This window comes from Methyloceanibacter superfactus (assembly GCF_001723305.1).
Taxonomy (GTDB): Bacteria; Pseudomonadota; Alphaproteobacteria; order Rhizobiales; family Methyloligellaceae; genus Methyloceanibacter; species Methyloceanibacter superfactus.
Genome location: NZ_LPWF01000014.1, coordinates 1 through 26,283, shown reverse-complemented (window position 1 = coordinate 26,283; position 26,283 = coordinate 1). Strand labels below are relative to the sequence as shown.

The following is a 26,283-nucleotide window of genomic DNA, read 5'->3' as shown; positions in this document are numbered from 1 at the left end:
CGGTGAGCGTCTTTTCGAGCGTAACGCACCCTCGGCCACCACGCTGGTGAGGGCCGCGGTGCGGTCGGTCAGCGTCTTGTCGAGCGTCACGGCGCTCTCGGCCACCACATTGGTGAAGGCCGTCGTGCGGTCTTCCAGGGTCTTGTCGAGCGTGACGGCGCCCTCGGCGACGAGGCCGGTGAAGGTATCGGTGCGGTCCTTCAGGGCCTTGTCGAGCACTTCCGTGCTCCTGCCGATCTCGGCGACGAAGGTTTCGGCGCGCTCCTTCATGGTCTGGTCCAGAGCGCCGGCATTCTGGGTGATCGCCGTGGTGAATGCGTCGGTGCGGTCCTTGAGCGTCTTGTCGAGGACGATGGCGCCCTGCGCGACGGAATTCTCCAGACCCTTGATGCGCTCGGCCAGCGAGCCTTGCAGGGCCTCGGTCCGCTCCTTCATGGTCTTGTCGAGGGCCGTTGTCCGCTGCGCCACCACCGTTTCGAGCGCGGTGAGGTTCTGCGTGGCCCCGTCGATGACCTTGGTCAGTCGGCCCTGTTCCTTGGTCAGGCGCTCGAGCAAGCCCGGCACCTGCTCGGCGACCTTGGCTTGCGCCTTGTGCACCTGCTCGGCCGCCTCGCTGGACCGCGCCACGAGAAGCTCGGTGAGCTGCGTGCCGCGCTCGGAGAGCTTCTTGTCGATCGAGCCGCTGGCGTTGGAGATGTCGCGCGCGACCTGCGCGCCGACGCCCTTGAGGGCCTCGCTGACCCGCTGGCTGTTATTGGTGAGGGCCTCGCGCTCGGTGGCAAGCTCGTTGATCAAGCTCCTGACACGAAGCTCGTTTTCGCCGTATGAGCGTTCGAGCGCGGCGACCTCGCTATGCACCATGGCTTCGAGCTCGCTCGCCCGGCCGATGGCGCGGGAAATCGCGTCGTTCATCGCCGCCACCTGGCGCCGGATGGTCTGTCCGACCGACGCCACCGACTGCTCGGCCAGCCTGTCGGGCTCGGCGAGCCGGACGGCGACCTCGGTCATCGCCGAGGCCATGAGGCGCAACTCCTGGGCGCGCCACACGAGCAGCGCGAGGAACCAGAAGACGACGATCGGAACGAGAAGGGCGGCCGCGGCCGACAGCGCCGCGGCGCTGAGGAGACCATCGCCCGCGGCTTGGTTCGAGATCACGCCGTAAGCGAAGATGCCGCCGATGAGGAACCAGGCGACGGAGGCCGCCAGCGCCACGAGGAACGGCGTGCGCGAAGGCCTCTGCTGGAGAGCGAAGATCAATCCGCCAATGGACGGAACGTCGTCATTCGCCGGCGCGGAGAGACGGCGCTGCGGCGGCGGGCCGGCGGGCCGGCGGGTCCGGGTGAGGTGCTTGGGCGAGGGGGCGCCTGCCGTGGTCTCGGAGAAGTCGGCCGACTTGGGCTCTTCCTCGCGCCGCTCTTCGCGTCTGAAATTCTGTGGTTTCGGGTCTTCGCGCTTAGGTTCTTCGCGCTTGCGCTGCTCGGCCTTGAGCCGGTCGGCGAGGGTAGAGCGTCTCGGGAGGTCGGAGCCTCGCTCCAGGATCGGGGCGTCGTCCGACTTGCCCTTACCCTGCATCATCGCTTCCAGAGGGCCCTTGACTTCGTCCTTGGCTTCCGGCGTCGATTTCCCAGGAGGCGACTTTGCTTGTTCCTGCGCCATAACGCGTTCCTCGCACCACTAGACTCTAATCAAAAATGGGAGAAATCTGCGCCGTCAGACCGAAACCCGCCAACTGGCGGCGCATCGCGCCTCGCGGGGCCCCCGCATCACCCTCCGGTAAGAACACTAACCGGAAGAGCCCCCAACGCTTTTCCCCCTCTCCCAACATCGTTAACGAATTTTTAGGGCTAAAAAAAGCTGAATCGAGTACTTGGGTTAACGCGCCATAAGCCATTAGAACCGCAGCGCTAATTGCTGCGTGCACCCCGCGAATCGGCTAGAGGTGAGGCGGTCCGGTTGCCGCCTCTAGGCGGTTTCCCGCTGTGGGGACGCCTATATGCGTCTGCGCGTACTGCCTTGGACGTTTTTGCGCCGCGTCGACCATGATTGAGCCCCGCAAGCGGCGCTGAGGGGCAGGAACTGAGGGAGACAACCGCATGGCAAGCGAGCAGGCAGCAAGCATTGCGCCGCCCACGGAGACCCTGGGCGAAGAGCCGCCGGCCTCGCGGCCCGTCGATCTCGTCCATCTGTCCCGTTACACCCTCGGCGAGCGGGCGCTCGAGCGCGAGGTGCTGGAACTCTTCTGCACCCAGTCCGTGCTCTATCTGGAGCAGCTTCGGGCAGCCATGTCGGACAAGGACTGGAAACAGGCCGCCCATTCGCTCAAAGGCTCGGCGCGCGCGATCGGGGCGTGGCGCACGGCTCAGGCCGCCGAGCGGGCCGAGGCGCTGCACGGCGACGGCCTCACGCAACTCCGCACCGCGCCGATCAGCGGAGATCGAAACCTCGCTGCGCGAGGCGGAGGCCTATATCACCTCCCTGCTCAAGACCATCTGACGGCGCCCCCGGGACAAAGCACCGCAAGCGCTGGAGTCTCACATTCAATTGCCCTATAGAGCACGGGCTGCGGGCGGGTCGGCCCCCATCCGCGCTCTATCCTTCGGGCGCATGCGCTTGCCGCCGCCGCCCGGCTCCCGAGATTGGATCACGCTGAGAGTCCGCCAAACGTTATGGCCAGGATCACCTTTATCCAGCACGACGGCACCGAGAACACTGTCGACGCCGAACCCGGCATGACGGTGATGGAGGCCGCCGTAAAGAACTCCATCCCTGGTATTGCGGCGGAATGCGGCGGTGCCTGCGCTTGCGCGACATGTCATGTCTATGTCGACAAGGCTTGGCGCGAAGCGACGGGGCAGCCGGAACAGATGGAAGAGGATATGCTCGATTTCGCCTTCGACATCCGCCCGGAGAGCCGGCTGAGTTGTCAGATCAGGGTGACCGAGGCGCTCGATGGCCTCAAGGTTCGAATTCCGGAAAAGCAGTTCTGAGGCGCCATGTCAGCGGATGTGATCAAGACCGATGCGGTTATCATTGGGGCAGGGCCCGTCGGCCTGTTTGCCGTGTTCGAGCTCGGGCTGCTCGATGTCAAAGCCCATGTCATCGACATTCTCGACCGGCCGGGCGGCCAGTGCGCCGAGCTCTATCCCGAGAAGCCCATCTACGATGTGCCGGCGATCCCCGTGGTCACGGGCCAGGAACTGACCGACAAGCTCATGGAGCAGATCAAGCCGTTCGGCGCCGAGTTTCATTTCAACGAAAGGGTGGATGCGCTCGAGCGTATCGATGGCGGATTCCGTCTCACCACCGACGACGGCACCGTGTTCGAGAGTAAGGTGGTGGTGATCGCCGCGGGCGGCGGGTCCTTCACCCCGAAGCGTCCGCCGCTGCCCGGCATTGAGCAGTATGAGGGCAAGTCCGTCTTCTACTCCGTGCGCAAGATGGATGCCTTCAAGGACCGCGACGTGCTCATCGTCGGCGGCGGCGATTCCGCGCTCGACTGGACCTTGAACCTGCAGCCCGTGGCCAAGTCTTTGACGCTGCTGCACCGGCGCTCGGAGTTCCGCGCCGCGCCCGCCTCGGTGCAAAAAATGCTCGCCCTGGTGGAGAGCGGCAACATTGCCTTCAAGCTCGGTCAGGTGACGGAGTTGCACGGCGCCGACGGGCAACTCACCGGAGCCACGGTCAAGGCGCCCGACGGCACGACCTTCGAGCAGCCGCTCGAGGTGATGCTGCCGTTCTTCGGTCTCACCATGAAACTCGGTCCGGTCGCCGATTGGGGTCTTCAGCTTGAGGAGAATTTGATCCCCGTCGACACGGAGAAATTCGAGACGAGCGAGAAGGGCATCTTCGCCATCGGCGACATCAATACCTATCCGGGCAAGCTGAAGCTCATCCTGTCGGGGTTCCACGAGGGTGCGCTCATGGCGCAGCAGGTCCACAAATACGTCTATCCGGATAAGAAGCTGATCTTCCAGTACACCACCTCGTCGTCGAACCTGCAGAAGAAGCTCGGCGTGAAGTGATCGCTCAAGCGAGCGAGCGGTAGATGGCGACCTCGTAAGGGCTGAGCAGCTGGACCTTCAGGCGCTCCTGCAAGGGAAGCTCCATGCGCTGGAATACGCCGCTGTCGTCGACGAGGTCGGTCGCCACCGGATCGACGAGAATGAGATAAAGCCGCCGCGGCTTCTTGCGGTACGACACCACGAGATTGTGCAGCACCTCGGCGAAGACCTCGCGCGAGAACGGATTGAAGAAATAGTGGATGGCCTCGCCTTCCGGCGGCCCCACCTGGCTCGCATCCTCGAGCACGCATTCCACGTTGCGGCACTGCATGCGCGAGCGCGGATACTGCGCGATATTCATCACCGCGTTGTCGTGCAATTCCGAGGCGAACTCGATGCCGCCGATGGCGGCGAAGGGATGCTCCGAAGCGAGCAGCAGCACGCGTCCTTGTCCGGCGCCGTGATCCACGAATGTAAGCCGCGAGAAATCGTAGTCGATGGCCGCCAATGTCCATTGGAACAGCTGGCACGGCGACGGGCGATAGTCGTGACCATGCGCCTTGTTCCCGCCGCGCACCGTCAATCCGGCAAGCGCGACAGGATCCTTGGTCGGCACGAAGAACAATTGCTCTTTCGGCGGATCGAGCACGCGCTCGTGCAGCCAGAGAAGGGCGTCGCGATAGTCCTTCTTCATCTGCTCCGGGCGCGCGTGCTCCTTCAGCTTGGCGCCGGTGCGCTCGATCTCGGGCAGCACGTTGTCGCGCCCATATTCGGTGGCGCGCGCGAGGCTCGTCTTGGTGGCTTGCTTGGTCTGGCTCGACGTCTTGTCGGCGATCTCGGCGATGCGTCCGGCCAAACGGCTGCGCCAAGCGCCGCGTTTTGACGCAACGACATTCGGAGCGGCGTCCTTTGGACGCTGGACAGGGTCGCTGCAATCCCATTCCCATGCCGCGGTGATGGGACGGCTTGCGAGTCCGCCTGATCCGAGCCGTGGGGCACGACCGTCATGGGTAATTTCCCCCTCTTGCGTAAAGATTGGGCACGTTGGCTCATGAAGCAAGCGCTTTTTGGGCGATGTCCCTGCCCGCTCCCGCGATGGCGTCTACTGAATGTGCTATCCTATTGATTCGCGAGGGGGACCCGCGCCAAGGCCAGCACGGACCCGAAGCGAAGCGGCGGGGAAGACGCGTGCAGGCAGAAGATTTTCACGACTCCATACGACCGGGCCTCATCGCCATGTTGCCGAGCTCAAACGTTTCGCCGATGTGCTCGTCGGCGATCGCGATGAGGGGACGAGCCTGCTCGGCCGCGCGCTGCGATGCATGCTGGACGAGCAACATCGCTATCAGCGCGGCACGTCGCTCGATGTGTGGGCCTTCGCCGAGATCTACCGGCAATGGCTGTATGAGCTTCGCGGTCATGCCGCGCCCGTCGCACAAGCCAAGATCGACGATGCTCGATTTGCGCAGCTCTTCTATCCGGAGGTCGACGGTTATTTCGATGCGCCCGTCGCGGCCTTTCTCGCCGCTCTGCCGGCGCAACAACGTCTCACGCTGCTCCTTGTCTACGGCGAAGGATTTGACCACGAGGACGCGGGCCGCGTGCTCGACGTCTCGGCGGACACCGTCGCCGCGCGTCTTGTTCGCATCAGTGCCGCACTTGCGGACCGGTTGAGCGCCCGCCCGGCGGCGCCGGCTGCGGCCATTGTCGAAACCCTCTATCCCGAAGGGCTCAGAGGCACACCATGACCGAACTCAGCGACGAACTCCTCGTGGCCTATGTCGATGGCCAGCTCGCGCGCAAGCAAATCCGCGCGGTGGAGAAGGTTCTCGACCAGGACGATGTCATCGCTGCCCGTGTCGAGGCGCTGAAACACGCGCATGCCCGCTTGGAAGCAGCCTTCGAGGCGATCTTGGCGGGCGAGGAGATGGACGTTTCCGCCGTGTCGGCGCGGCGCCGGAAGGCATCGTGATCGAGTGGCGCGTCGCCAAGATGGCTCTCGCCGCCATCGGTCTTGTCGTCGCCCTTCTGCTGGCCATAGCCGGCTACGGTTGGCCGCTGGCACTGCCGAACATCATGGCCCCGCCACAGGCTGACACAACGTCGCCGCAAGGAGCATCCGTGACGCCTGGCTGGCAGGAGGAGATGGCGCGCGCGCACGCACTGCTGAGCCGCGAGACTCTCGAGGTCGGTCTGGAGAGTCAGGCCAATCGTGATTTCGTCACCTTGCAGCTCGCCCAGATCCTCGGCGTCAATCTCAAGCTCCCCAATCTGCAGCCTCAGGGCTTCCGCTTCGTGCGCGCGCAATCGCTGCGTTCGGGCGACGAGCCTGTGGTGCAGATTCTTTATCTCGGTGCGCGCGGTGCGCCGGTGGCGCTTTACGCGAAGAGGGGCGAGGGGGAAGACGTCCTCACGCCGGAGCAGTATGGCGCGGTGGGGACGGTCACCTGGGCGGAAGGCGGCGTGGCCTATCTGCTGGCCGGCGAGCTCGACGACACCGTGCTGATGCGTCTTGCGACCAAAATCAAGCTGGAGCCCTTGCTGCCGCTTCGCCCGCTGTCGAAATCCTACACGCCGGTCAACAGCGCTCTGGAGAACGGTGGCTAGCGTCCCATGCGCGCGTTGGGCGAATAGTCGCCGGCGAGATAGCGGTTAAGGTCCGTCCGGATTGCGTCGGTCCGCTCCTTGTTGCAGTAGCCGGGATTGTCGTTGATGGTCTCAAGCACGGATTGGCGCGTGTAGTCGTAGGCCTTCTCGATCTTCCGCATCTCGGCCGGCGAGCGCCCCATCGCCTGTTCCGCTCCCAGATAGTTCGCGCGCAGTTGCTCTGGGCTAAAGATGAAGCCGCACCGCGTCGCCCGCGCCGAGGTCCAGCCGACTTGCGTTGGTCTCGCCAGCGGGTCGTCCGGCGCCACGTTGCGCGCCGCCGCCTCGGTCGAGGCGCCGTCCTCGGGGCCCTTGATGCGGTTCACGGTGCCGCACGCCGCGAGCGCGCCGAGCGCGAGCGCCAAGGTGGCGGCGACGGCAGCGAAACACAGGATGCGCGGACTAGGGGCTCTCATGGGCGCGCGATCTTATCGGGCGGGCGCGTCGAGCTAAAGGGGGGAGAAGAAATCGGGCGCGCAACAAGAAAGGCGGAGCTTTGCGGCCCCGCCTCCCTGTTGCGATGTCGGCCTCACGCCCGTTCGGGACGATCAGACGGCGCCGCGAGACCTTTCGGTCCCTTGGCCAGGCGCAACGCCCCATGGTCTCCCACAAAGCGGCGCCGTGACCTGACCACGGCCCTTATTTAACGTCGCGTTGCTACGACGCGGCTCCTGCCCTGGCCGGACCGGAACCGATTGGCGGTGGAGTAGGGGGCGCAAAGAACCCTGTCGATTTCGCCGCACGGTACTGCGACGAGGTCGCCAGACCGTGGCACTTTGCGTCTCGCTTCCGCCGCCTTGAGCCGCCCATGGCACTGGACGACCGCGGGCTTGCCTTGCCCTCGCGAGCCTTCCGACCGTTTCCCGGTGCTTCTGGATTTCTCCGGCGGCACCTTCCACAACCGGCTAACTCACAATTAGGAGATTACAGCAACGCGCCTGGCGTGCATCCGCAAGCCAATGCTTATCCCCGCTATCCACCGGAGCGTGCAAACTCGCGCGTTGCGCAAAGCGGCTTTGCGTCCGCCAGGGACCCGTTGCCGCAAGGTGGCAGGTGCGCTGGAAAGCCGCTGCCTTGGCTGTTGGCGCCGCCGTTTTTCTGACCCATCGGGATGGTTATGCTAGCTTCGCCAGGAGGGAGTGGCGCAGTCCATGCAGCGTGTCGCGGCCAGGATCTTGCCGTTTGTGGAGGGCTTTCCGCGCCCGCGCATGTCCGGCTTAAGACTGCCCGCGAGGCTGTCCGCGCCAACGCTTGCCGGACTAGCCGCGGCGGTGACGCTGCTGGCAATCGGCGCCTACACTCTCACATTCTCCGGAACCGAAAAGAATCACGGCGCGCAGAGGCCCGGCGGCGAAACGGTCGTTTCCAAACTTGCTTGGTCGAAGCGCGCCCACGCCAACCTCGCACAGTCGAAGTTTCCCATCTCGGTTCTGGCTGGGACGGACACGGCGGCCGCAATGGTCACCGCCGAGCCGACGTCGGCGAGCCGCCTGTTGGCCATGGCACTGGCGACCGTTCCCTCCGTCGCGGCGCCGCGCAGCGCGGAGCCAAATCTCGAGGCTTGAGCGAGATACCGCGAGAGCTCATCTGGAACCGCCCGCCGAAGACGAAGCAGGACGACGCGGAGCCGAAGGCGTCGGGGTCTTGTCCAAGGTCAGCGAAGTGCTGCCCTGGGATGCGGTCGAGCCGGTGCCGTTCTCGCCGATCGCGCCCAAGCCGGCGGCGTAGCAAAGGTGGCAAAGCGGACCGCCGCCCTCGGTCCGCCGGTCGATCTGCCGCAAGGCGGGCAGGTTGAGACCTGGATGAGGGCCAAGGCCACCGAGTTCAAAGGCGCCGATCGCGCGCGCCGCTCTATCATTTCGAGGTCTGGCTCGAGCCGCCCGCCGCGGTGAAGCGGCGTCTGGTCGGCGTGGCCTACGCGTTCAATACGCCCGCCATCCGGCCGCAGTCGCAGGCCTCAAGCGATCAGGCGAGCGGCTTCCGCATCAGCGCCGGCGGCTTGGCCTGCGCCGACGAGATCACCGTGACTCTGACCTTCGACGACGGCCAGTCGCAGACCGTCGCCGTGGACGGCTGCAAGCTCCTAAGCTGATCGGCCATTGCCCCCGAGCCCGGCCACCTCGGCGACCATCTCGCGGAAGCGGGGGCGCTGCTGCTCGACGTAAGGCAGCGGCCGGCACACATCGATCGCGGCGATGCCGATGCGCGTGGTGAGCGCGCCGTTGAACAGGCCCTCGCCGAGCCGCGCCGACAGCTTCGCCGTCAGCCCGTGACCGACCACCTGATGGATCACGTCGTCGCCGAGCGCGATGCCGCCGGTCAGCACGATATGGGTGACCACCATGCGCGCGAGCTTGAGCAGGGACAGCGTGCCGGGCCGTGCGCCGTAGAGCGTGGCGAGCTTGCGCAGCATGCGTAGGTTCTGCGCGGCGACGAACATCATGTCGATAATCGCGTTGGGGCTGACCGCCGTCACCACCGACACGCGCTTGGCGGAGGCGGCGACGATGCTGCGGGCGACCGGATCGAGCGGCGCGATCAGCGTGCGCTCGTCAAGGCGCAGAAGCTCTTCCGCGTTCATGATGTCGTGCTCGTGCTCGGCGAGCCGATCCAAACCCCAAGCGAGATCCTCGCGTCCGGCATAGAAGCGCTTCAAGCGCCGCGTGACGTCGATGGCCAGCACCTTGTCGTTCTGCCGTGCGGCGCTGTCGGCCTCATGGCGGATCTTGCCGAGACGGCCGAGCCGCATCAGGCCGGCCACCTCGCGCAAGATGATCATCAGCAGCGCCACGAGCACGAGGCCGAGCAGGACGACCGCCACCCAACCGATCCAGTCGTCGCGGGCGATGAGCGACAGCACCCAGTCATACAGCCACAGCGAGGCGACGAGGCTGACCAGCCCGCCGAGCGCGCCAAGAAAGATGCTGCCCCAGCGCAATCCCCGCCTGAGATCGGGAAGCGCGCGGACCTGCGGCACAGGCAGTGCCCGCTCTTCCGCTGGGATAGCCGTTGGCTCCGGCGGCACGAACACCTCGACTTCTTCGACCCGGAACGAGGCCGGCTTGCGGGGCGCAGTCTTGGTCATTCGAGACGGTCTCCGATCAGAGCCTGGATGGCGCGGTCGAGCCGGATATTTGGGAAGGGGGCGAAGCCGCCGGAAGGGAGCGCCACGGGATCGGGAGGGCGGAAGCGCACGAAGCGCATCTCGCCGGCCTCTGTCTGCCAGCCTTGCAGCGCTTTCTGCGGATCGGCGGGAAGGTCGCCGGGGAAGATGGCGAAGGCCTCGTTGCCGTCGAACGTGCGCCGGCCGATGGTTTCGCCGGGCAGAGGATAGCCGACGATGCACGGCAGCGTCTCGCCGTTCCGCTTCGCTTGTCCCTCGCGGGTGGCGCGCACCGCGGCGAGCGCCAGCACCTTGACCTCGGCCCCGGCGTAGCGCGCGCGGTCCATCGCCTTGTCGGTGAGGAGAGACAGGATCGCCTCGAGGCGGTCATGGCTCTCGTGATGCAGGTGATCGGCCTTGGTGGCGGCCAGCACGATGCGATCAATGCGCGGGGCGAACAGGTTCGACCACAGGCTGTTCGCGCCTGTGCGGTAGCATTCGAGGATCTCGGTCATGGCCCGTTCGAGGTCGGCGACCGCCGCGTGTCCGCCGTTCAACGCGGCGAGCACGTCGATGAGCACGATCTGGCGGTCGAGCCGGGAAAAGTGATCGCGGAAGAACGGCCGCACCACGTAGCTCTTATAGGCTTCGTAGCGGCGTTCCATGAGCGACCACAGCGAGCCGCGCGGGAAGCTCGCCGCGTCCTTGGCATCGAGCGGCGCGAAGGTCAGGGCGGGCGAGCCTTCGAGATCGCCCGGCATGAGGAAGCGCCCCGGCGGCAGCGTCGACAGCGTGTATTGATCGGAGCGCGCCGCGGTCAGATACGCCTTGAACAGATCCGACAGCGTCGCCGCCTCCGCCTCGTCGGCGGGATCGGCCGGCTTCGCCACGGCAAGGGCGCGGTGCCAGTCCTTGGACGCGGCTTTGCGTTCGGGCGCCCGGGCTTGCTCGAGTGCCGCGCGCGACCACGCCGCATAGTCGAGCTGCAGCAGCGGCAGATCGAGCAGCCATTCGCCGGGATAATCGACGATGTCGATGTGCAAGCGCTCGCGTCCCAATTGCCGTTTCCAGAATTTGGTTGAGGCATATTCGAGCGTCAGCCGCAGCTGGCTGATGCGGCGCGTGCTCTCCGGCCAGCGTGGCGGGTCGGCGGTGAGGTCGGCGAGATGCTTCTCATATTCGAAGCGCGGAACGAGTTCGTCCGGTTGCGGCTCGAGATAGGCGCGCAACAGCCGCCCTTGCGCCGCCGCGTCGAAGAAGGGCAGGCGGCCGCCGACGATGAGATTATGCACGAGCGCGGTGATGAACACGGTCTTGCCGGAACGTGCGAGCCCGGTCACCCCGAGCCTCACCGTCGGCGTGACGAGGCCGGAAGCGAAATCGCCGATATTGCGAAAGGCGTCGCCGGCGGCATCCGTATAGGTTGAGATCGGCACGCTTTAAGACGTCCTTTGCGCTCTGGCCCCCGTGCCATCCGCCTCATAGCGCGCCCGGGGCCGGGAAGGAAGAGCGGCACGGAAACCCCGTGAATTTCGGGGGCGACCGCACTGCACAAGAAACGAGCGTTGCAAGTCGCCGCGTTGCCTCAAAAATATGACGGATTTGCAATGGCGCCACAGAAAACGCTTCGCGCGTTTGTCAAGCGCAGGTGCCGTCTTGACTTGTCGACTCGCTTCCGTAAATACGGGGCAGCCCGGCGGGGGTCGCTGACATAGCGTGCCGGACTGGGGAGCAGGCGAAGAGCCCAACGACGAACGGATACGTCTGGAAAATGACTCTCATGGCGACTGCGAAGAAAAAAAAGACACTCCCCGAGGATTATCGTCCGTCGGAAGACGAGCCGTTTATGAGCGATGAGCAGCGGGCCTATTTCCGCCGCAAGCTGCTCAACTGGCGCGACGAGATTCTCCGCTCCACCAAGGAGACGTTGCAGCATCTGCAAGACGACTCCGAGCAGCATGCCGATATCGCCGACCGGGCGACATCGGAGAGCGAGCGGGCGCTCGAGCTCAGGGCCCGCGACCGGCAGCGCAAGCTGATCGCCAAGATCGATTCCGCTCTCGAGCGGATCGAAGACGGCACCTACGGCTATTGCGAGGAGACCGGCGAGCCCATCAGCCTGAAGCGGCTCGATGCCCGGCCCATCGCCACCTTGAGTGTCGAGGCGCAAGACGTCACGAGCGCCGCGAGCGCGTCTACCGCGACGAGTAGTCAGTCCACGGCCGACAGCGGGGTTGCCACGTCTTCCAGCGATTTGCGCTCGGCGGCAACGCCGTAGCGCGCGGCGATGAGCCCGGCCGCGATCATCAGCCCCGCGCCCAGCAGATAGCCGCCGAACAGGCTGCCCTTTGAGCCGGTGTCGATCAGCGCGCCGAACAGCCACGGCGCGCCGATGCCGCCGATGCCCGTGCCCACCGCGTAGAAGAAGGCGATGGCCAGCGCCGCGATCTCGAGCGGGAAGGTCTCGCTCACGGTGAGATAGGCCGAGCTCGCCGCCGCCGAGGCAAAGAAGAAGATGACGGTCCAGGCAATCGTCTGGCCCGTGGCCGACAGCACGCCGTTTGCGAAAAGCGCGCCGGTCGCCGCCAGCAGCAGTCCCGATAGAACATAGGTGGTGGCGATCATGGGCCTGCGGCCGACCGTGTCGAACAGCCGGCCCAGGAGCAACGGCCCGAGAAAATTGCCGGCGGCGAAGGGGAGGAGATACCAACCCACCTGCGACGCTGCGATGCCGTAGAAGTCCGTGAGCACGAGCGCGTAGGTGAAGAAGATCGCGTTGTAGAAGAAGGCCTGCGCCACCATCAGGCTCAAGCCCACCAGGGTGCGGGTGCGGTGGGCGTGGAACAGCGCGCGCCAGACCTCGTGCAGCGGCGTCGAGCGCCGCGACTTCAGGCGGAACGTCGCCGGGGCCTCGTCGGGCACGTGATGGCCGCGGGCCCGGTGGTGATCCTCGATGCGGTCGAGAATGTCATGAGCCTCGTCCGCGCGCCCATGGGTCATCAGCCAGCGCGGCGATTCCGGAATCCACGAGCGCATCACCAGGATTCCGAGCCCCAGCACCGAGCCGATGAAGAACGCCGCGCGCCAGCCGTAATCCGCGGGCAGGAGTGCCGGGTCGAGCAGGACAATGGACCCGCCGGCGCCGAGCGCCGCCCCGATCCAGAAGCTGCCGTTGATGATGAGGTCGGTATGGCCGCGATAGCGCGCCGGCACGAACTCTTGAATGGTCGAGGCGATGGCCGTGTATTCGCCGCCGATGCCCGCCGCTGTCAGGAAGCGGAACAGGGCGAAGCTCACGAAGTTCCACGAGAAGGCCGTCGCCGCCGTGGCCACGAGATAGACGGCGAGCGTGATGAAGAAGAGCCGTTTGCGCCCGAGGCGGTCGGTGAGCCAGCCGAACAGCAGCGCACCCAGCACCGCCCCGGCGAGATAGAAGCTCGAGGCGAGCCCCACCTCGGCGTTGGTCAACTGGAGCACGGGGCTTTCTTTCAGCGCGCCGGCGACCGCCCCGGCCAGCGTCACCTCCAGCCCGTCCAGCACCCAGGTGATGCCGAGCGCCACGACCACGAGCGTGTGGAAGCGTCCCCAGCGCAGACGGTCGAGGCGCGCCGGCACCGCCGTCTCCACCATCTCGTGCCGGGCTCCCGTCACCCGTTGCCGCCGTCTGGCCGTGGCAGGATGGGGAAGTTGAAATAGGTGTTTGGGTAGGGCTCGGGCTCGAAGGTGTAGTGCCACCATTCCAGCGGATAGTTCTTGAAGCCGCGGGCCGCCATGGCGTCGCGCAGCAGCGCGCGATTCTCCATCTCATTGGTCGTGAGTCCCGGTGTCTGCGTATTGGCCTTCACATCGAAGCAGTCGAAGCTCGTCCCCATGGCGAGGCTGCCGTCGGGGGCGAAGTCTTTTTCGGGTGCAAGGCAGTTAATCCCGCGCGGGTGCGTCTCGGCGCCGTCGGTCGGTTCCAAGGTCAGATCGAGGGTGGCGCCGCGCGAGTGGCCCGAGCGCGTGGCAATATAGCCGGGGAACAGGTCCGTCTTCTTCAGATTGGGATAGTGGACCGCCTTGGCATCTGGGTCGTCCGGCTTCTTGGCCCAAGCGACGAAAGCGGCGACCGCTTGGGTCGGGCGATAGCAATCATAGACGCGCAGCGTCAGTCCCTTCGGCTTGAGGTCGGCTTGGACTGCCTTCAGCGCATCCGCCGCCTCGCGCAGCAAGATGCATTCGGCCGCCTTGTAACCGGGCACGGCCGCGCCGGTGAAGTTGTCGCTGCCGGCGTAACGCATGTCCTGCCGGATCGAAGGATCGACGTCGCGCAGATAGACGAAGTCGTCGGGCATCTCGGCGGCGCGGAGTGGGGAAATGGAAAACGCGGCGGCGGCAACGCACGCGGCGGCGGTCCAACGTTTCCTTGCGGCCCTCTCGTCGGTCATCGGCATATTTAGCCATGACCCGGATGCGCGGGGACAAAAAAACTCCCCGCTGGAGGGCGGGGAGTGGAGAGTTTTGGGGGACTGACATGACTGGCAAAGCCAGTCGGTGTCGGACCATTAGCAGGGACTGCCGGCGCTCTTACGATACTGCGATTGAAACTACCGGCGTTGCTTCATCCGCTGCCCATGAGGGCCACCGTAAGACCGTGTTCACTATTTAGCTGAATTCGCGGCCCATCACAAGTGAAACCGGCCGTGATATTTTCGCCACAGTCAACACCAATCGCCTCAAAACGATCAGGTTTTTCCGTAATCTGGGGCGGGGCGGCTTTCGGCCTTGGCGATGATCACATCGTCGAGCGGCGGGCCGAGATGCGGACGTCCCTTGATTCCCGTCTCGACCACGACGTCGACCGGGCCGCCGATGATGAGCAGATGCTCGACATCGTCGCGGCGCACGAGAAGGAGCTTGCGCTTGCCGTCGACCGCGGCCGTCTCCACGACCCCGAGGCGCTTCTCGCGGGGCCTGAGAAAATTGGCGGAGCTCGACTTGCCGAGGAAGAAGGTCCTGACGCCCAAACCAGCAGCGCCACCACGGCGATGACGAACAGGGAGGCCGCGACGCCGAGAATGATGGTCTCAAGATCCATGAGGGATGCTCCTAAGCAATCCTGCTTAACAGTCCTTTAACCACAAAGGCGGCCCTTGTATGAGGCGGTCGAAGGGTGCGCTGGTGCGACCTCACTCCCGTGACAATCTCCGGTCAAGACAACTCGAATCGGGTATTTTCTCGGCCATGACAGATATCAATGCGCCGATGCGCTATGCCGAGCCCGCCGCCGACCGCACCGAGCGCGATGGCAGTGTCGGGCTCGTGGTGCTTCTCGCGCTCGCCCTCGCCATGGCCGCCGTCGGGCTTGCCATGGTGTCACGCGAGATGGCCGAGCCCTTCGTGCTGGCGATCCTCGCCGGCCTCGCCGTGGTGGGCGTGTTCTGCCTGTTCGCCGGCGCCGTCGGCATTCTTTATTTCGGCCAGCGCCACGCGCGCAACGATCTGACCAAGGCCTTCGTCGACAACCTGCCGCAAGGCGCCCTGATCGCCGATACGACGGGCAGGGTGCTTTACGCCAACCGGTCCTATCGCGACCTCCTGGGGCTCGACCCCGAGGCCGCCGTGCCGCCGCCCGACCGGGCCTTCGGCGGCAACCCGCATCTGGCCGAGGCCATCTTCCGTCTCGCGCGGGCCGCGCAGCAGGGCCGTAGCCTCAAAGAGGAGTTTCGCCTGCCGCCGCCCGGCGAGGTCCAGGAAGAGACCGGCGTCAGCCCGCGCTGGTTCCGGATCGGCGTTCAGCCCATGCCGCCGGATCCGCGGTCGGGGCGCAAAGGCTCGCTCGTCGTCTGGCAAGTGGATGAAATCACCCAAGACCGCGCCCGCGAGGAGACGAACTTCGCCAAGGTGCAGGCGGCGATCGACTATCTCGACAACGCGCCGGCCGGCTTCTTCACCGCTGGCGCCGAAGGCGACATCGCCTATGTGAACGCCACGCTGGCGCAATGGCTGGGGCTCGACCTATCGGAGGTCGCCAACCGCCCCCTGAAGCTCGGCCAGATCATGTCTCATGACAGCGCCGCCCTGATTGCCGGTGCCGGCCGCACCGAGGCGCAAGGCACCACGCGCCATTTCGACATCGATCTGGTCAAGGCCGACGGCACCAACCTGCCCGTGCGCATCCTGCACCGGCTGCCGCGCGGCAGCGATCTGGCGCATGTCCTGATACTCACGCGCGGACCGGGCGAAGCAGAGGAGGCGGGCGCCGCCGAGCTGAGATTTGCCCGGCTGTTCCATGCCGCGCCCATCGCCATCGCCACGCTCGACGCGGACGGCGTGGTTAGCGCCACCAATGCCGCCTTCGTGCGCATGTTCGGCGCCGACGCTGAAGACGGCAAGGCGAGCCTGGAAAGCCTGGTCGAGCCGGCGAGCCATCAGGCGCTGCGCCGCGCGCTCGAAGCCGCCTCCGCCGGCCAAGGGCTGATCGAGCCGGTCGACGTGACCTTCGCCGGCCCCGGCGAGCGCAGCGGCCGCATCTATCTGAGCCCCATCGAGGAGGCCGAGACCGAGCGCGAAGCGGCCATCGCCTATGCCGTCGACACCACCGAGCAGCGGGCGCTCGAGATGCAGATCGCTCAGAGCCAGAAGATGCAGGCGGTCGGCCAGCTCGCGGGCGGCATCGCCCACGACTTCAACAACATGCTGACGGCGATCATCGGCTTCTCCGACTTCCTGCTGATGAACCACCGGCCGACGGACCCGGCCTTCCAAGACATCATGAACATCAAGCAGAACGCCAACCGCGCCGCCGGGCTCGTGCGTCAGCTGCTTGCCTTCTCGCGCCAGCAGACCTTGCGCCCGCAAGTGCTCCAGCTCGGCGATGTTCTGTCGGAGCTGTCCATCCTGCTGGGCCGTCTACTGGGCGAGAATGTCGAGCTGACGCTCGATCAGGCGAGCGACCTGTGGACGGTCAAGGCGGACCTGCATCAGTTCGAGCAGGTCATCATCAACCTCGCCGTCAATGCCCGCGACGCCATGCCGAACGGCGGCAAGCTCGCCATCCGCACCGCCAATGTGAGCGAGCTCCAGTCGCGCGAGCTCGGCCTGAGCCACGTGCCGCCCGGCGAATATGTGATGATCGAGGTGCGCGATAGCGGCTGCGGCATGAGCGAGGAGGTCAAGCAGAAGATCTTCGAGCCGTTCTTCTCCACCAAGGAGATCGGCCGCGGCACCGGGCTCGGACTCTCCACCGTCTACGGCATCGTCAAGCAGACGGGCGGCTATATCTTCGCCGACAGCGAGGAGGGCGCCGGCACCACCATGCGCGTCTACCTGCCGCGCTATCACGAGCATGCCGCCGAGGTGGATCAGGAGCCGGCCAAGCTCGACCGCAAGCCCGAGAAGCCGAAGGACCTCACCGGCCGCGGCACCGTGCTCCTCGTCGAGGACGAGGACGCGGTCAGGAGCTTCGCCGCCCGCGCCCTCGGCCAGCGTGGCTATCAGGTGCTCGAGGCTTCGACCGGCGCCGAGGCGCTCGAAGTGTTCGAGGGCCATGACGGCGAGGTCGATCTCGTGGTCAGCGACGTGGTGATGCCGGAGATGGACGGCCCGACCCTGATGAAGGAGCTCCGCCGCGACTATCCGGAGATCAAGATCATCTTCATGTCGGGCTATGCCGAGGACGCCTTCCGCCGCAATCTGGACGAGAAGGAAGACTTCATGTTCCTGCAAAAGCCCTTCGATTTGAAGCAACTCGCCGCAGCCGTGAAGTCTGCGCTGGAAGCTTAGCGCGCCCGGTCTAGCCCGGCCTTGCGACCCTTTGGGGCTTCCCTTGGGGGCTGATCGCGTCTAAGGCGAGGCGATCGAACACCCGGCCTGAACCATCCCGACACTGGAGTTTCTGCGTGCCCGATTACGAGGTTTTGCCGCCGGACGAAGACGGCCAGCCTTCGCGGCGGCGGCGGAAGAAGCCGAAAATGCCGGCGCTCACCATCGAGCGCTATGGCGGCCGGCTGCTCTATGTCTGGTTCGGCATGCGTTTCTCGACGCTGATCCGCCTGTTCTGGCGCGGCCGCTTCTCCTTCACGCTCAACTGTATCCCCGACACTCTGGCGCTGTTTTTGTGGGTGCCTTGGAACACGCCGCTGCGGTGGATCTCCGAGTGGAAATACGGCAAGCAGGCGGACGCGCTGCCGCTCGATCAGCCGCCGATCTTCGTCATCGGCCATTGGCGTAGCGGCACCACGCTGCTGCACGACCTCTTCTCCGAGGACCCGAACCTCGCTTATCCCACGACCTATGAGTGCTTCTTCCCGCACCATTTCCTGCTGACCGAGGGCACGCTCGATCATGTGTTCAAGGTGCTGCTGCCGAAGCGCCGTCCGCAAGATGACGTGCCGGTGGGCTTCGACCGGCCGCAGGAAGAAGAGTTCGCCATGATCATGCTGGGCGAGGGCTCGCCCTACAACACCATGGCCTGGCCGCGGCGCGGTCCCGCCGAGACCGAATATCTCGACTTCAAGGGTCTGCCCGAGAAGAAGAAGCAGAGCTGGGCGCGCGCCTTCATGTGGTTCTACCGCAGGCTCAAGCTCAAGCACGGCAAGACGCTGGTGATGAAGACGCCAGGCAATGCAGCGCGCCTCAAAGTGCTCACCAAGCTCTTCCCGGAAGCCCGCTTCGTGTTCATCGCGCGGAACCCGCTCGACGTGTTCCCGTCGACGGTGAAGCTGTGGCGCGCGCTCTACTCGACCCAAGGCCTGCACAACCCGCCGAACCTCGAACCCTGGCTCGACGACTACGTGCTCGATACCTTCCAGCGCTTCACGCAAGCCTATGAGGAAGATCGTCACCTGATCGCCGAGGATCGCCTGGTCGAGATCCGCTATGAGGATCTGGTCAAGGACCCGATCGCGTCCATGCGCGACATCTATCAGCGGCTCGACCTCCCCAAGTTTGACGAGGCCGAAGGGCCGATGCGCGCGATCCTCTCCGACCGCTCCGATCATCGTGTTTCGTCCTACCGCCTGCCCCAGCCGATCGCCAAGAAGATCGCCGATCGCCTCGGGCCCTTCATCGACCGCTACGGCTATCGCGATGCCGTGGATGCGGTGCTGAAGAACGAGACGCCGGCGCGCCGTGCGCGAGACCGAGCCGTCCTAGCGCGAACATGGGGCGCCGGCCCCGCTCGCTTAACGCCTCGTTAATCAGGCCCGAACGACGCTACGGCGCCGGGCATTCACTCTGTTAATCAGAGCCCTGCTTTAATGGAGCAAATGGTTCAGGAAAACTTCGCCAGCGTCACCCGTTGGGAGTCTCACCGATGGCATCTAAAAGCGGCCTGACGCGCAATGGCCTGGAAATCAGCCGAAGCGAGTTCGTTCTCGAGAGCACCACGGACAGTGTGATCGTTCTCGACCGCGATTGGCGCATTCTCTATCGCAACAGACAGGCGCTCGATCTGCTGAGGGGCCGCGACCTGAGCTTGGGAAGAAGCCTTTGGGAGGCCTTCCCGGAGGCTTTCGGGGGACCGTTCCATAAGAACTACGAATGGGCGTTGAAGCATCAGAAGCCGGTCGATTTCGAAGATACCTGGCTTCGATGGAGACGTGGTTCGAGGTTCATGCCTATCCCGGCCATGATGCGATCTCGTTGTTCTTCCGCGACGTCACCGAGCGCCGGCGCATCCGAGAGCAACTGACCTACCTTGCGCGTCACGACACGCTGACCGACATCTACAACCGGACCTATTTCCGCGAACGGTTGGAGCACGTGCTGGAAGACGTGGAAGCAGGCGGGAAGGACGTGACGTTGCTCTACGTCGACCTGGACCACTTCAAGGAAGTCAACGACACCTATGGTCATCCATTCGGCGACAGCCTGCTGAAGCAGGTGACCGCGCGTCTAAAGAGTCTCGCGGGTGAAGGCGATATCCTGGCACGCCTCGGCGGCGATGAGTTTGTGATCGCGACGAGCCGGTCGACGATGGCCGGGTGCGTTCCCAAATTGGCCGGAGATATCGTGGAAGCGATCAGCACACCTTTCAACATCGACGATTGCGAGGTCGAGATCGGCGCGAGTGTCGGCATTGCCGTTGCCCCGCAGGACGGGACCGGGACGGATGCATTGCTACGCAATGCGGATACGGCGCTCTACACCGCCAAGAACGAACGCGGCAGCTATTGCTTCTTCGCGCGACAAATGGCCGAGCACGCGAGGTTGCGTCAAGAGCTCAAGGCGGACTTGGCAGACGCTCTCGACCGCGACCAGCATCATCTCGTGTACCAGCCGATTTACAACGTCCAGACGGGGCAGCTTGTCAGGTTTGAAGCGCTGCTGCGTTGGGATCATCCGCAACGCGGATCTGTGGCGCCCGCTGAATTCATCCCTCTTGCGGAAGAGACCGGTCTGATCGGAGCGCTCGGCGATTGGGTATTGCGGGCGGCTTGCTCCGAGGCAGCCCTCTGGCCCAGCGACGTCGGGATCGCCATCAACCTGTCGCCCGCGCAGTTCCGCCCCAGCCTTCCGTTCAGGGTTGCCGATACACTGAACAAGGTGGGCCTGCGGCCAGACCGGCTTCTCCTCGAGATCACCGAGACGGTGCTGTTGCACAGTACCGCGGAGAATCTGCGGTTCTTGGAGCAGCTGCGCGCACTGGGCGTAAAGATCGCTCTCGATGACTTCGGAACCGGCTATGCGTCGCTGGGCTATCTCAAAGAGTTTCCCTTCCACGAAATCAAGATCGATGCCTCGTTTGTTTCGGACGATAGCGCCGTGGCGTTCGCGATCGTCGACTCGGTGACGAAGCTGGGCCATGCTCTTGGCGCGCGCGTGACCGCCGAGGGGGTCGAAACCCGGCAACAGCTGGACCGCGTCCGCAGGATCGGATGCGACAAGGCGCAAGGCTTTCTGCTGGGGCGCCCGGCCCCGGCAGTCGAGTTCCCTCGTCACATGCAGGCGGAAACCACGCTCGACCAGCCTTGGGACCATGCCCGCGCGCGCCGAACGGACGACCCGTTCGCATCGCAGAGAGCATCCTAGCTCCCGGCACGAGCATGCCAAACGCCGCACGCTTCACGTGCGGCGAGGATAAGCTTGTTCTGGTTTTGCCAAAGCAGACACGTCGCTTAGTCCATATCGGTTGCCCGGCCAGGCTTTATCGGCTGCCCAGCTCGGGCTTGCCGCAGTACAGCTCGACCGGGAGTCGATCCCCGTGAGCCAATCCCCGAGCCATGCCCCGAGCCATGCCCCGTGAACCTTGGGCACGCGGCGGATTTTGCGGGGCGATGAGGGGTGTGCGCTGCCCGTGACAGCGCCGCGATAGGTAAACCTTCACCAATTTGCGGTTCAAATCGCCGTGCTGCCGCCACGGTTCTGTGCGGCTCTATGAGGGCATTGCGAGCCCGACCGACGGGCGGGGGACCATAATGGCGCTCTTCGCGGCCGGCGTCGCTCTGACGGCGCTTCTCTTTGCGACCTATACGTCACGCCATAGCTGGCTTGCCTGCGGCTCGGCGGTGCTGTCGGTTGTCGCGCTGATCGGCGTCGTCTTCCTGGCGACGGCCAAGGATTCGCAGAGCCAAGAGCACTATGTGTGGCTCGCCAACCAGCTCGAACCCGTGGTCGACCGGCAGACGCTGGACCGGGTCACGACGGCGATCGCGCAAGTCTCCACCGCCTTGGTCGAGAGGGCGCGGCAACGCGCGGCGGAAGCGCCCGAACCGCAAACCGTGCAGGCCGCTTCCAGCTCGGCCTGGCTCGGGGCGGAGCCGGCGCCCAAGTCCGCGCCCATGGCCGAGCCGGCGAAGGTCATGCCGGCGCTGACGCCATGCCGCCACCCAAGGCAGTCCCAGCGCTCAAGGCGAGCGCGGGGGATCCCGTGCACTGGCTGCTCGACGCGGCGGGCGATCCGCCGCCGGTGTTACCCGGTGACGGCTTCCGTATTGGCGGCGTCAACGTCTCGGACCAGGCGCTGACCGAGGTCCGCGGCATTCTCAAGCCGGACCGGACCCGGCGCCGATTGGCACTCACCCTCGCGTCGAGGGAGGCGCGGCCGGCGGCCCCGCCGTGATTCCTCCCGGCGCGAAATTCACCTTGGCTCACAAGGACCAGGCATCCGACGGTGCCGCGGCGGACGGCGTGGACCAGTCTGGCGGCGCCATTCTGACCTTTCGCTACAGCCTTGGCGGACAGCGGAAGTCGAAGATCGTCTATCTCACCGCGCCGATGCTCGCGCGTCTCGCCGAGAGCGCCGGCGGCACGCCGTAGCCGCGTCCCAGCCGGTATCGCTCTAGGCAGCACGCCGCTCCTCTCCTATTGCCCGATGACAGAGGATAAGCCGCGCTTGTCCCTGCGCGCGGCCCGCTTCTACGCTATGCTGCCCTGTCCCCGCGTTTCCGTTGGGGGAAGGCGGGGCTTTCGGTAAGGAGGGAACGATGCGGAAGATTGCTGTTCTGCTCACGGCTACCTTCGCGCTGCTGCTCGCCGGCACGCTCGGCTTCCAGGCCGACGCGACGGTGGGATCGGCCACCAGAGGGCTGCCGACCGCGGCGAAGAACTACTCGCCGGTCGACCGGGTCGCCTGCCGCTTCAACGGGCCAAGCTGCCCGGTGGGCTCCACCAGGGTCTGCCGTCCCTGGCGCTGCTGGTGCGTGCGCTGCTGACGCGAAGGCGCTCCCTAGGCATCCAACACGCTGGCCGCCCCGCTCGGGCGGCCTTTTTTTGACTCGCCGGTGAGAACATCTTGGCAACAGAGAACAAAGCGTGTACAGTGGCCCGACACGGCCTTCCGCAAAGCCCCCGGGTCGAGGGCGGCGACGGGAAGGCGCGGGATAGACCGAGCACCGCCATTTACGAGCCCCGTGGGGCTATGAAATAAGGGAGAAGACTCATGTCGAACGCCGCGTTGCGCCTCGTTGAAGGAGTTGAGATGGACAAGGAAAAGGCGCTCGAGGCGGCGATCTCCCAGATCGAGCGCGCTGCGGCAAGGGCTCGATCATGCGGCTCGGCCAGAACGAGAAAGTGGTCGAGATCGAGTCGATCCCCACCGGCTCGCTCGGGCTCGATATCGCGCTCGGCATTGGCGGGCTGCCGCGCGGCCGCGTCATCGAGATTTACGGGCCCGAGTCCTCGGGCAAGACCACGCTGGCGCTGCATGTCATCGCCGAGGCCCAGAAGAAGGGCGGCATCTGCGCCTTCGTCGACGCCGAGCATGCCCTCGACACGATCTATGCCCGCAAGCTCGGGGTCGATCTGGAGAATGTACTGATCTCCCAGCCCGACACCGGCGAGCAGGCGCTCGAGATCGCCGACACCCTGGTGCGCTCCGGCGCTATCGACGTGCTGGTGGTCGATTCCGTGGCGGCGCTGACGCCCAAGTCCGAGCTCGAAGGCGAGATGGGCGACATGCAGATGGGCGCCCAGGCGCGGCTGATGAGCCAGGCGTTGCGCAAGCTCACCGGCTCCATCTCCAAGTCCCGCTGCATGGTCATTTTCATCAACCAGATCCGCATGAAGATCGGCGTGATGTTCGGCTCACCTGAAACCACCAGCGGTGGTAACGCCTTGAAATTCTACGCCTCGGTGCGTCTCGATATTCGCCGCATCGGCGCCATCAAGGAGCGCGACGAGGTCGTCGGCAACCAGACCCGCGTCAAGGTGGTGAAGAACAAGGTGGCCCCGCCGTTCAAGCAGGTCGAGTTCGACATCATGTATGGCGAGGGTGTGTCCAAGATGGGCGAGCTCATCGATCTCGGCGTCAAGGCGGGCATTGTCGAGAAGTCCGGCTCCTGGTTCTCCTTCGATAGCGAGCGCATCGGCCAGGGCCGCGAGAACGCCAAGGCCTATCTGAAAGAAAACCCGGCATCCGCCGCCAAGATCGAGCAGGCCATCCGCCAGAATGCGGGCCTCATCGCCGAGCAGATCCTGCAAGGAGAGATCGGCCATGCCGACGAGGGCGACGGCCCCGATGAGCCGGTGGCGGCTGCGGCGGAGGAAGAGACGACCGTGACCTCGATCGCCGGCGCGGAAGGCGCGGCAAGCGCGGCGCCTAGACCCGCCGTACACAGTTATATTCGTACGGGCTCCGTCTGATGGCGGGGCCCGTGTCGCGTCCGGGGTGGTACCCGCGGGGACGCCCTTCCGCCAAGGCTTTTTGCCGCTTTCTCATCGCTGGACAGGGTTCGCGCCAGACCTTATGTCTCACGCCCAGCAGCCGTCTCCCGATCGTCGGGAGCTGCGCGATCACGGAAATCGCGGCCGCCGAATCGGCTAGGGTGTTCGGACGGTGTGATGCTCCCGTGCGCGCGAACCCGCGAGAACCTAAGGTCCCGTTTAATCCCTCATGAGCGCCGCGAAATCCGAAAGCGCGAAGACCAAGCGCCGTGCCGCGGCCGGGCATCATGCACCGGGCACGCGCACCAATGACATCCGCACGGCCTTTCTGGATTTCTTCGCCAAGAACGACCATGCGGTGGTGCCGTCCGCGCCCTTGGTGCCGCGCCACGACCCAACATTGATGTTCACCAATGCTGGCATGGTGCCTTTCAAGAACGTGTTCACCGGCCAGGAGAAGCCAGTCGCCTTGCGTGCCGCTTCGTCCCAGAAATGCGTGCGCGCGGGCGGCAAACATACGACCTCGACAATGTGGGCTACACCGCGCGGCATCACACATTTTTCGAGATGCTCGGCAATTTCTCCTTCGGCGACTACTTCAAGGCGCATGCCATCGAGCTCGCTTGGGAGCTGCTCACCAAGGACTTCGCCCTGCCGAAAGACCGGCTCCTGATCACCGTCTATGTGGACGACGACGAGGCGGCCGGGCTGTGGAAGAAGATCGCCGGGCTTTCCGACGACAGGATCCTGCGCATCGAAGGGTCGGACAATTTTTGGTCCATGGGCGACACCGGCCCGTGCGGCCCGTGCTCGGAGATCTTCTACGACCATGGTGCTGATATTGCCGGCGGTCCTCCAGGAAGTCCGGAGGCCGATGCGACCGCTTCGTCGAGATCTGGAATCTCGTCTTCATGCAATATGAGCAGCTTGCCGGTGGCACCCGCCAGGCGCTGCCGCACCCTTCCATCGACACCGGCATGGGGCTCGAGCGCATCGCCGCGGTCCTCCAGGGCACCCACGACAATTATGCCATCGATCTGTTCAAGACGCTGATCGCGGCGTCCGTCGATCTCACCGGTGTACCGGCGCAAGGCGCTCATGCGCCGAGCCACCGGATCATCGCCGACCATTTGCGCGCATCGTCCTTCCTCATCGCCGACGGCGTGCTGCCGTCCAACGAGGGCAGGGGCTATGTGCTACGCCGGATCATGCGCCGGGCCATGCGCCATGCTCATCTGCTCGGCGCCCAGGACCCGCTGCTCTACCGGCTGGTGCCGACGCTCACCGCGGAGATGGGTCACGCCTATCATGAGCTCGAACGCGGCCAGAGCCTGATCGAGGAAACGCTGAAGCTGGAGGAGACGCGGTTCCGCGAGACGCTGGAGCGCGGCTTGCGCCTGCTCGACGAGGCGTCGGAGACGCTGAGATCCGGCGACACCCTGCCGGGCGAGGTTGCCTTCAAGCTCTACGACACCTACGGCTTCCCCTACGATCTCACCGAGGACGCGCTGAAGGCCAAGGGCATCGGCGTCGATGCGGCCGGCTTTAACGCCGCCATGGAGCGTCAGCGCGCCGAGGCGCGGAAATCCTGGGCAGGCTCCGGCGAGGCGGCGACCGAAGGCTTGTGGTTCGAGCTGAAAGAGGCGCTCGGCGCCACCGAGTTCCTCGGCTACGAGACCGAGACCGCCTCCGGCGAGATCATCGGCCTGGTCAAGGACGGCAAGCGCGTCGATGCGCTGCATGCGGGCGACTGCGGCATCGTCATCGTCAATCAGACGCCCTTCTATGCGGAATCTGGTGGCCAGGTGGGCGACCGCGGCACGCTCTCCATCGCCGGCAAGGCCGCCTTCACCGTCAAGGACACCCAGAAGAAGCTGCACGGCCTCTTCCTCCATGACGGCGTACTGGAGACCGGCAATCTCACGCTCGGCGAGACGGTGATGCTTGAGGTCGATCATGCCCGCCGCGGCACGACGCGCGCCCATCACTCGGCGACCCATCTGCTGCACGAGGCGCTCCGCGAAACGCTGGGCACCCATGTGGCGCAAAAGGGCTCGCTGGTCGAGCCGGGGCGCCTGCGCTTCGACTTCTCCCATCCCAAGCCCATGACCCAGGACGAGATCCGCGCCGTCGAAAATATCACCAACGCCATGATCTTGCAGAACGCGCCGGTCGAGACCCATCTGATGACGCCCGATGCGGCCATCGAGCAGGGCGCGCTCGCGCTGTTCGGCGAGAAATACGGCGACGAGGTGCGCGTCGTCTCCATGGGCGTGGCACCTGGCAGTCCCAAAGCCGGCAACGCCTATTCCATCGAGCTATGCGGCGGAACCCATGTCCGTCGTACCGGCGATATCGGCCTGCTCAAGATCACGGGCGAGAGCGCCGTCGCCGCCGGCGTCGCCGTATCGAGGCGCTGACCGGCGAGCAGCGCGGACCTCTCGCCGC

General features: G+C 65.4%; 22 protein-coding genes and 4 pseudogenes. 18 read left to right on the top strand and 8 right to left on the bottom strand.

Annotated elements, in window-relative coordinates; translation table 11 throughout:
- A pseudogene (locus AUC69_RS04500) lies at positions 1–1,656 on the bottom strand (hypothetical protein); the annotation flags it as partial.
- Positions 1,657–2,093: 437 nt separating this feature from the next.
- Between AUC69_RS04500 and AUC69_RS04495 the strand changes: the two are divergent.
- The 3 genes from AUC69_RS04495 to AUC69_RS04485 all read left to right on the top strand — a co-directional run bounded on the left by AUC69_RS04495 (position 2,094) and on the right by AUC69_RS04485 (position 4,022).
- Positions 2,094–2,552, top strand: a complete 459-nt coding sequence (locus tag AUC69_RS04495) for an Hpt domain-containing protein (RefSeq protein WP_069441098.1) — start codon at positions 2,094–2,096, stop codon at positions 2,550–2,552.
- A gap of 114 nt (positions 2,553–2,666) precedes the next feature.
- Positions 2,667–2,987 carry a 2Fe-2S iron-sulfur cluster-binding protein gene (locus AUC69_RS04490; RefSeq protein ID WP_069441097.1) on the top strand — a complete coding sequence of 107 codons (321 nt, stop codon included), beginning with the start codon at positions 2,667–2,669 and terminating at the stop codon, positions 2,985–2,987.
- A 6-nt stretch (positions 2,988–2,993) separates the two neighbouring features.
- Positions 2,994–4,022 carry an NAD(P)/FAD-dependent oxidoreductase gene (locus AUC69_RS04485; protein ID WP_069441096.1) on the top strand — a complete coding sequence of 343 codons (1,029 nt, stop codon included), beginning with the start codon at positions 2,994–2,996 and terminating at the stop codon, positions 4,020–4,022.
- Between the two features lie 4 nt (positions 4,023–4,026).
- Here the strand turns inward: AUC69_RS04485 and AUC69_RS04480 are convergent, their stop codons facing one another.
- A complete protein-coding gene (locus tag AUC69_RS04480) occupies positions 4,027–4,857 on the bottom strand; it encodes a hypothetical protein (RefSeq protein WP_069441095.1) in 831 nt (276 codons plus the stop codon).
- Positions 4,858–5,266: 409 nt separating this feature from the next.
- On the opposite strand from AUC69_RS04480, the gene AUC69_RS04475 reads away from it, so the two are divergent.
- Genes AUC69_RS04475 through AUC69_RS04465 form a run of 3 tightly spaced genes read left to right on the top strand, consistent with a single transcriptional unit; the run spans position 5,267 to position 6,608 of the window.
- A complete protein-coding gene (locus AUC69_RS04475) occupies positions 5,267–5,749 on the top strand; it encodes a sigma factor-like helix-turn-helix DNA-binding protein (protein WP_069441094.1) in 483 nt (160 codons plus the stop codon).
- Positions 5,746–5,973 carry an anti-sigma factor gene (locus AUC69_RS04470; RefSeq protein ID WP_069441093.1) on the top strand — a complete coding sequence of 76 codons (228 nt, stop codon included), beginning with the start codon at positions 5,746–5,748 and terminating at the stop codon, positions 5,971–5,973. Before AUC69_RS04475 ends, AUC69_RS04470 begins: the two co-directional genes overlap by 4 nt.
- A complete protein-coding gene (locus AUC69_RS04465) occupies positions 5,970–6,608 on the top strand; it encodes a hypothetical protein (protein ID WP_069441092.1) in 639 nt (212 codons plus the stop codon). The genes AUC69_RS04470 and AUC69_RS04465 overlap by 4 nt, the downstream gene beginning before the upstream one ends.
- Here AUC69_RS04465 and AUC69_RS04460 read toward each other — a convergent pair.
- Positions 6,605–7,063: a hypothetical protein gene (locus AUC69_RS04460; protein ID WP_141700583.1), complete on the bottom strand. Its 459-nt coding sequence runs from the start codon at positions 7,061–7,063 to the stop codon at positions 6,605–6,607. The genes AUC69_RS04465 and AUC69_RS04460 overlap by 4 nt on opposite strands.
- A 735-nt stretch (positions 7,064–7,798) precedes the next feature.
- On the opposite strand from AUC69_RS04460, the gene AUC69_RS04455 reads away from it, so the two are divergent.
- Positions 7,799–8,212 carry a hypothetical protein gene (locus AUC69_RS04455; RefSeq protein WP_069441090.1) on the top strand — a complete coding sequence of 138 codons (414 nt, stop codon included), beginning with the start codon at positions 7,799–7,801 and terminating at the stop codon, positions 8,210–8,212.
- A 323-nt stretch (positions 8,213–8,535) separates the two neighbouring features.
- On the top strand, positions 8,536–8,739 hold the full coding sequence (locus tag AUC69_RS04450) for a hypothetical protein (RefSeq protein ID WP_069441089.1): 204 nt from the start codon (positions 8,536–8,538) through the stop codon (positions 8,737–8,739).
- Here the strand turns inward: AUC69_RS04450 and AUC69_RS04445 are convergent.
- Both AUC69_RS04445 and AUC69_RS04440 read right to left on the bottom strand, forming a co-directional pair.
- Positions 8,731–9,732 carry a YcjF family protein gene (locus AUC69_RS04445; protein WP_069441088.1) on the bottom strand — a complete coding sequence of 334 codons (1,002 nt, stop codon included), beginning with the start codon at positions 9,730–9,732 and terminating at the stop codon, positions 8,731–8,733. The two genes, AUC69_RS04450 and AUC69_RS04445, sit on opposite strands and share 9 nt — an antisense overlap.
- Complete coding sequence (locus tag AUC69_RS04440; protein WP_069441087.1) at positions 9,729–11,186, bottom strand: YcjX family GTP-binding protein; 1,458 nt, start codon at positions 11,184–11,186, stop codon at positions 9,729–9,731. Before AUC69_RS04440 ends, AUC69_RS04445 begins: the two co-directional genes overlap by 4 nt.
- A 344-nt stretch (positions 11,187–11,530) precedes the next feature.
- On the opposite strand from AUC69_RS04440, the pseudogene dksA reads away from it, so the two are divergent.
- A pseudogene (gene dksA, locus AUC69_RS04435) lies at positions 11,531–11,961 on the top strand (RNA polymerase-binding protein DksA).
- Here dksA and AUC69_RS04430 read toward each other — a convergent pair.
- From AUC69_RS04430 to AUC69_RS04420, 3 genes are all read right to left on the bottom strand, one after another.
- Complete coding sequence (locus AUC69_RS04430; RefSeq protein WP_069441100.1) at positions 11,962–13,380, bottom strand: MFS transporter; 1,419 nt, start codon at positions 13,378–13,380, stop codon at positions 11,962–11,964.
- 17 nt (positions 13,381–13,397) lie between these two features.
- The gene (locus tag AUC69_RS04425; RefSeq protein ID WP_083239086.1) at positions 13,398–14,177 is read right to left on the bottom strand and encodes a M15 family metallopeptidase; all 780 of its coding nucleotides are present in this window, start codon (positions 14,175–14,177) and stop codon (positions 13,398–13,400) included.
- Positions 14,178–14,474: 297 nt separating this feature from the next.
- Positions 14,475–14,756 carry a flagellar biosynthetic protein FliO gene (locus tag AUC69_RS04420; protein WP_069441086.1) on the bottom strand — a complete coding sequence of 94 codons (282 nt, stop codon included), beginning with the start codon at positions 14,754–14,756 and terminating at the stop codon, positions 14,475–14,477.
- 217 nt (positions 14,757–14,973) lie between these two features.
- Between AUC69_RS04420 and cckA the strand changes: the two genes are divergently transcribed.
- The 9 genes and pseudogenes from cckA to alaS form a co-directional block, all read left to right on the top strand.
- On the top strand, positions 14,974–17,514 hold the full coding sequence (gene cckA, locus AUC69_RS04415; protein WP_069441085.1) for a cell cycle histidine kinase CckA: 2,541 nt from the start codon (positions 14,974–14,976) through the stop codon (positions 17,512–17,514).
- Between the two features lie 116 nt (positions 17,515–17,630).
- Positions 17,631–18,929 carry a sulfotransferase family protein gene (locus AUC69_RS04410; protein WP_069441084.1) on the top strand — a complete coding sequence of 433 codons (1,299 nt, stop codon included), beginning with the start codon at positions 17,631–17,633 and terminating at the stop codon, positions 18,927–18,929.
- A gap of 116 nt (positions 18,930–19,045) precedes the next feature.
- Positions 19,046–19,423, top strand: coding sequence for a PAS domain-containing protein (locus AUC69_RS19625; RefSeq protein WP_083239085.1), 378 nt, complete (start codon positions 19,046–19,048; stop codon positions 19,421–19,423).
- Positions 19,324–20,763, top strand: coding sequence for a putative bifunctional diguanylate cyclase/phosphodiesterase (locus tag AUC69_RS04400; protein ID WP_069441082.1), 1,440 nt, complete (start codon positions 19,324–19,326; stop codon positions 20,761–20,763). The genes AUC69_RS19625 and AUC69_RS04400 overlap by 100 nt, the downstream gene beginning before the upstream one ends.
- Positions 20,764–21,149: 386 nt before the next feature.
- Positions 21,150–21,698: a hypothetical protein gene (locus AUC69_RS04395; RefSeq protein WP_069441081.1), complete on the top strand. Its 549-nt coding sequence runs from the start codon at positions 21,150–21,152 to the stop codon at positions 21,696–21,698.
- A 91-nt stretch (positions 21,699–21,789) separates the two neighbouring features.
- Positions 21,790–21,990, top strand: a complete 201-nt coding sequence (locus AUC69_RS04390) for a hypothetical protein (protein WP_069441080.1) — start codon at positions 21,790–21,792, stop codon at positions 21,988–21,990.
- Positions 21,991–22,157: 167 nt separating this feature from the next.
- The gene (locus AUC69_RS04385; protein ID WP_069441079.1) at positions 22,158–22,385 is read left to right on the top strand and encodes a hypothetical protein; all 228 of its coding nucleotides are present in this window, start codon (positions 22,158–22,160) and stop codon (positions 22,383–22,385) included.
- Positions 22,386–22,612: 227 nt separating this feature from the next.
- Positions 22,613–23,715 (top strand): annotated as a pseudogene (recA, locus tag AUC69_RS04380) (recombinase RecA); the annotation flags it as partial.
- 349 nt (positions 23,716–24,064) lie between these two features.
- Positions 24,065–26,283 (top strand): annotated as a pseudogene (gene alaS, locus AUC69_RS04375) (alanine--tRNA ligase); the annotation flags it as partial.